This window comes from Mesorhizobium sp. M7A.F.Ca.CA.002.09.1.1 (genome assembly GCF_003998555.1).
In the GTDB taxonomy this organism is placed as follows: Bacteria; Pseudomonadota; Alphaproteobacteria; order Rhizobiales; family Rhizobiaceae; genus Mesorhizobium; species Mesorhizobium ciceri.
The window spans coordinates 1-5,859 of the sequence record NZ_RZRR01000288.1; the positions used below are offsets into that span (position 1 = coordinate 1).

The window sequence follows — 5,859 nt, forward strand, 5'->3', positions numbered from 1 at the left end:
CGGCATGGGCATCCACGGCGAGCCCGGCATCGCACGCGAAAAGTTGAAAACAGCCGATGAGATCACCGACGAGATGCTGGACAGGATCCTCGACGAGATGGCGCCGGCGCGCGGCGACAAGGTCGCGGTGCTCGTCAATTCGCTGGGCTCAACGCCGCTGATGGAACTCTACATCATGAACCTGCGCGTGAAGCAGAGGCTTGATGAGATCGGTGTGTCCATCCACGCAAGCTGGGTCGGCAATTACTGCACCTCGCTCGAAATGGCCGGGGCCTCGATCACGCTGCATCGGCTGGACGGCGAGTTGCAGACGATGCTGGACCACCCCTGCGACTGCGCCATGTTTCGCGCCGGCTAAACCCACTCTGTGGCAAGGACTAAGACATGACGACAATCGATACTGCCCGCCTTGTCACGATGTTCGCGGCGATCGCAAACTCCATGTCAGCAGACAGGGACAGGCTGTGCGCGCTTGACGGGGTTATCGGTGACGCCGACCACGGCATCGCGATGGAGCTTGGATTTTCCGCTGCGCGCGATGCGGTGGCCGGACTGGACACCGCGGCGACCGATCCGACCACCTTGCTGAACACGGCGGCAAAGTCGTTCCTGAATGCGGTCGGCGCCTCCTCCGGTCCGCTCTATGCGACCGCGCTCATGCGCGCCGCGGCAGCCGTCAAGGGCAAGACGGCGCTCGACGACGCGGATGTGGTCGCCCTGTTCCAGGCCATGGCCAAGGGCATTCAGGATCGCGGCAAGGCAGAGCTTGGCGAAAAGACGATGATCGATGCATGGGCGCCGGCGGGGCAAGCGGCGGGCGAAGCGCTGGCCTCAGGCAAGGATCTGGCCGCCAGTCTCAAGGCCGCCGCCCAGGCGGCAGAGACAGGCGCGGAAGCGACCAAAGCGATGGTGGCCACCAAGGGCCGGGCATCACGCCTCGGCGAACGTTCGCTTGGCCATATGGATCCGGGCGCTGCGTCCGCCGTCACCGTGATCGAGGCGATGCGGACCGCCTTGACCGACTGATCATCAGCGGACTTGCCGCGTCTTTCAGCGCTTGGCGTCGAGCTTGTCGACGGCCTGCACGTTCGCGGCAGATGGGCCATTCGGATCAAACTCGGAGGCAAGCCATGCGTCGGCGATCGATTTCGCCAGTTCGGGACCGATGACGCGGGCGCCCATGGTGATGATCTGGGCGTTGTTGGACTTGGCGGCGCGCTCCGCGGAATAGGTATCGTGGGTCAACGCGGCGCGAATGCCCGGCACCTTGTTGGCAGAGATGCTGACGCCGATGCCGGTGCCACAAAACAGGATGGCCCGGTCGTAGTTGCCGTCGAGAATTTCGTGGCCGACCGAGGCGGCGATATCGGCGTAGAAGCCGGCCTGGCTCAGGTCGACGACCTGCAACTCCGGCTTGGTGGCGAGATGCTTGGCGATGACATCGAGCAGCGGCTTGCCGGCGCTGTCGGCTCCGAGTGCGATCTTCATGATGATGAACTCCTTTGCTTTTGTCTCTGTCTCTTTGATTTGACGCAATTCCGGACGGAAAACCGCTTCACACTTTCCCGGAATTGCTCGCGCGGTTAGCGCGCGATGGCGGCCGACGCCTTTCTCAGAATGTCGATATAGCCTTCCGCTTGCCACGCCGAGCGGCCGATGAACAGGCCATCAATATGCGGCTGGCCGATAAGTTCGGCCGCGTTGCCGGGGTTGACGCTGCCGCCGTAAAGCACAGGCGGGGCAGCCGGCAGCCGGTCAGCGGCCACCTGCTTTATCAGCGCTTGCTGCTTGTCGGCATAGTCGGCGCTTGCGGGAATGCCCTTCTCCCCGATCGCCCAGACAGGCTCGTAGGCAAAGAGGATTTCCGCCTTCGGTTGATCGCCGCTCAGCTCCTGCAGCGCGCCGAGAACTTGTGCCGTCAGCACCGCCTCGGCGCGGCCTGATTCACGCTCGTCCAGCGTCTCGCCGACGCAGATCAGTGGCACGAAACCGTGCCTGACAGCAGCTGCCGTTTTCAGTCCGACAGTCGCATCCGTCTCGCCGAAATGCTCCCGGCGCTCGCTATGGCCGAGTTCGATTACATCCAGCCCGCAGTCTTTCAACATCACTGGCGAAATCTCTCCCGTCCACGCGCCGGCATCGGCCCAATGCATGTTCTGGGCACCTACCTTCACGCGGGTGTTGGCTAGTGCCGCCTTGACCTGGCGCGCGGCGGTGAACGGCGGAATGACGAAAGGCTGTATCGCCTGATCGAAACCAGGCACGAAGGCGGCCAACGCATCGGCGAACAGCAACGCCTCGGCAAGCGTCTTGTTCATCTTCCAGCTCGTGCCGACCCAATATGGGGCCATTGTTTTTCTCCTTCGATACTTTTGCGGCCGAAGCCGGCTTCCGGGCGACGTATTCGCTCAAGTCCGAGGCTTGAGACTGTCCCGGCCACTGTCGACGTAAGGCGCCCAGAAATCCACCGACTCGCGGATCATCTCGATAACCTGATGGTCGACTGGTTCCCTCTCCCTGAAGGAAAGTTCAAGGCAAATTTCATTGTCGGTTCCACCACCCTGCCGAACCGCGTCCAGCAACTTCTGCGGCACTATGCGGCCATCCTTGTTGTAGGCGGCCGTGAACGGCCAATGGCCGCCCTTGTTCATGGAAGACTGCTTGATGTGGATGATCGGAGATTGCAATGGAAACGCTTTCGCCCAGGCGTAGGGATCGGTGTCGGCAGGGTTGGGTGAGGTCACGTCGCCATGGTCGATATCGACCATCATCTTCATCGGTATGGGCAGCTTCGCTGCGTCGATGGCGCCTTGCAGCGTGACGCAGCTTTCGATCGTGTGGCCGAACTCGCGGCCGACCGACATCGGCTCCCAGAACAGGTATGTCAGCCCCGCCGCCCTGGCGTGTTCGGCAACCTCGCGCCAGCATTCGAGCGCGATATCGAGAAGTGCTGCCCGCCGTTGCGGATCGTCAAAGTCCTTGTAGGTGAAGATGGCGAACTGCGTGCCCATGCCTGGCGCGCCGAGTTCGGCGGAAATGTCGGCGAAGGTCTTGAACCAGTCGACATAGTAGCGCCGGACGTCGGCGTCCGGGTGGCCGAAATGGTTGAGCCGGCCATAAGGTCCGGTCATGCCGGAGGTGATCCTGACACCGGTCCGCGAAAGCGCGCTGTTGAACAGGCGCAGGAATTTGGCAATCGTGGCCGCCGGCCAGCCCGGATTGACGAATTCATGCGTCAACTGCACGTCGCGAATGCCGATGCCATAAGCAATCGCGTCGATCAAATCGTCTGGATCGGCGAAGCGATTGACCAGAGGATTGGTGTTGAGGGAAAGCGTGAAGGCCATCAGTCCGCCGTCGCCATGATGTTACCGAACCAATCTTCGAACGCTTTCCGCTCGGCCGCATTGATATGCAGGCCATGCTTTGTGCGGCGTTCCAGTATATCGGCTGATGTGCCAGCCCATTCGGTCTCGACCAGGAACTTTGCCTCCCGTTCATACAGATCGGGACCGAAGCGTCGGCCGAGATCAGCCTCGCTTTGCGCGCCGGCGAGCAATTGCCTGGCGCGGGTGCCGTAGCTTCGAGCGTAGTGCTTCACCAACGACGGGCTGAGCCATGAAAATTCGACATGCAGATCGCTCAGAAACTGCTCGAAGTCCGCATTGGGCAGGTCGCCCCCCGGCAAGGGAATTTTGGCCGTCCAGGCTTTCTTCATCGTCGGAAAGAATGGCTGGATCTTTTCCAGCGCGTGTTCCGACAGCTTGCGGAAGGTGGTGATCTTGCCGCCGAACACCGAAAGCAGCGGTGCGTTGCCGTTGGAGGCGTCGAGTTCGAAAATATAGTCGCGCGTCACCGCGCTTGGATTGTCGGCATTGTCGTCATAGAGCGGACGCACACCGGAGAAGCTGTAGACCACGTCCTGTGGCGTCAGCTGCCGCTTGAAATAGCGATTGACCACCTTGATCAGGTAGTCGACTTCGCTGGCCTCGGCGACCACTTCCTCGGGCCTGCCTTCGTAGGGAATGTCGGTCGTGCCGATCAGCGCCAGATCGTTCTCGTACGGGTTGACGAAGATCACCCGCTTGTCGTTGTTCTGGATGAGATAGGCCTGCCGCCCCTCCCAGAATTTGGGCACGACGATATGGCTGCCTTTTACAAGCCGGACATTGCGCGTCGAATTCTGCCCGGCGACGCGGCTGACAATGTCGTTGACCCAGGGACCTGCTGCGTTGATCAGAGCGCGCGCGCGGACTTTCGTGACGGCGCCCGTGCGACCATCCTGCATGTCGATCGACCACAGTCCGCCTTCACGGCGCGCCGCGACACAGGCGGTGCGCGTGAGCACTCTGGCGCCTCGCTGCCTTGCATCGAGCGCATTGAGCAGCACCAGGCGCGCATCGTCGACCCAGCAGTCGGAATATTCGAAACCGCGCTTGAATTCGTCCTTGATCGGCGCGCCTTCAGGCGAGGTCCTCAGGTTCAGCGTTCTTGTCCCAGGCAGCCGTTTGCGGCCGCCAAGGTGGTCGTAGAGAAACAGCCCGAGCCGGACCAGCCATGCCGGCCTATCCTGCGGGCTGTGCGGTAGAACGAAGCGCATCGGCCAGATGATATGCGGCGCCGCCTCGAGCAGCACCTCGCGTTCGATCAGCGCTTCGCGAACCAGCCTGAATTCATAATATTCGAGGTAGCGCAGGCCGCCATGCACCAGCTTGCCGGAACGCGAACTGGTGCCTTGCGCGAGATCGTCTTTTTCGCACAGGATGACGGACAGGCCACGACCTGCAGCATCACGCGCTATGCCGGCTCCATTGACGCCGCCGCCGATCACGAAGAGATCGACGACATCTGTTGTATTGCTCAAGATCTTGCTCCTGTGCGGTGCGCCATGCCCTTCCACACCGGCCGAAGCGCCTGGCGCGCCGCAACGAAGGAAGGGAAGAGCGCATCGTATGTTTGCGAAAGCGCCTCGTCATAGGCATCGCAGTCGCCGAGAAGCGGCGTCACCCATTCGGCGGCGCAGTCTTCCATGGAGCCGTAGACGCCGAGCCCGACCGCGGCCATCATCGCGGCACCCGCCGCGCCGGCTTCCTGGCGGCTGCTGGTGCGCACCTGCGCCCTTGTCGCCGCCGCGATGATGCGACGTAGAGACGGACTGCGCGCTGCGCCGCCCGACAGGCGGATCTCACTCGGCACGGCGCCCATCGCCTGGTAGCAATCGCGAGCGGCGAAGGCCAACCCCTCGAGCACGCCGCGTGCCAGATCGCCAAAGCCATGCTTGACCGAAAGGCCGATGAAGCCGGCGCGTGCGTCAGGGTCGACGAACGGCCCTCTTTCGCCGGCTAGCGATATGTAAGGCTGGTAGATCAGCGATCCCGGCTCCGATGCTTCCATCCAAGCGTCGAGCGCCTTCAGCAACTCGTCATGAGAAGGTTTGCCGCCAGCCGTGGCGAGCACGTCGCGCGCAAGGCCAAGCACCCAGTCTATGTTGAGCGTCGCCGCCATGTTGGATTGCAATTGTGCAAAGGCGCCCGGAATAGGCATGGCGATCGTGTAGCCGGAGCCATCTGCGTTCAGCACGACATCGTCGGGAGTGGCTGCGAAGCGCGTGTGTATGCCGGTCGAGCCGATGACCGTGCAGCCGACATTGCCCGAGGGATCATAGAGGCCGGCTCCGAGCGCCGTCATGACCATGTCGACGTAGCCCAGCACCACCGGCGTGCCTTCGAGCAGGCCGGTCTCCGCCGCCGCCGATCGCGATAGCGGATGATGGTCGGTGGTGCCTTCGAGCATGGGAGGCAACAGGCGGCGATGCGTCGTCAGATCCAGGATGTCGAGGGCTTCGTCGGAATAGGCTGT

The 5,859-nt window shown here is 62.5% G+C and carries 7 protein-coding genes; 2 read left to right on the forward strand and 5 right to left on the reverse strand.

The genetic code is table 11. From position 1 onward, the window contains the following. Positions 1 to 358 (forward strand): dihydroxyacetone kinase subunit DhaK (locus tag EN994_RS14635; protein ID WP_164745923.1); only part of this gene is annotated, 358 nt, incomplete at its 5' end. Between the two features lie 26 nt (positions 359 to 384). Further along, the gene (gene dhaL / locus EN994_RS14640; RefSeq protein WP_027163948.1) at positions 385 to 1,026 is read left to right on the forward strand and encodes a dihydroxyacetone kinase subunit DhaL; all 642 of its coding nucleotides are present in this window, start codon (positions 385 to 387) and stop codon (positions 1,024 to 1,026) included. 24 nt (positions 1,027 to 1,050) lie between these two features. On the opposite strand, the gene EN994_RS14645 is transcribed toward dhaL, so the two are convergent. From EN994_RS14645 to EN994_RS14665, 5 genes are all read right to left on the reverse strand, one after another. Then, positions 1,051 to 1,488, reverse strand: coding sequence for an RpiB/LacA/LacB family sugar-phosphate isomerase (locus EN994_RS14645; RefSeq protein WP_024502451.1), 438 nt, complete (start codon positions 1,486 to 1,488; stop codon positions 1,051 to 1,053). Positions 1,489 to 1,583: 95 nt separating this feature from the next. Continuing rightward, entirely contained in the window at positions 1,584 to 2,351 is a 768-nt protein-coding gene (locus EN994_RS14650; RefSeq protein WP_063167517.1) for a triose-phosphate isomerase, read from the reverse strand. Between the two features lie 57 nt (positions 2,352 to 2,408). Further along, positions 2,409 to 3,347, reverse strand: coding sequence for a TIM barrel protein (locus tag EN994_RS14655; RefSeq protein WP_013533069.1), 939 nt, complete (start codon positions 3,345 to 3,347; stop codon positions 2,409 to 2,411). Further along, entirely contained in the window at positions 3,347 to 4,864 is a 1,518-nt protein-coding gene (locus EN994_RS14660; RefSeq protein WP_063167516.1) for a glycerol-3-phosphate dehydrogenase, read from the reverse strand. The genes EN994_RS14655 and EN994_RS14660 overlap by 1 nt, the downstream gene beginning before the upstream one ends. Then, positions 4,861 to 5,859 (reverse strand): FGGY-family carbohydrate kinase (locus EN994_RS14665; RefSeq protein ID WP_245466029.1); only part of this gene is annotated, 999 nt, incomplete at its 5' end. The genes EN994_RS14660 and EN994_RS14665, both read right to left, overlap by 4 nt.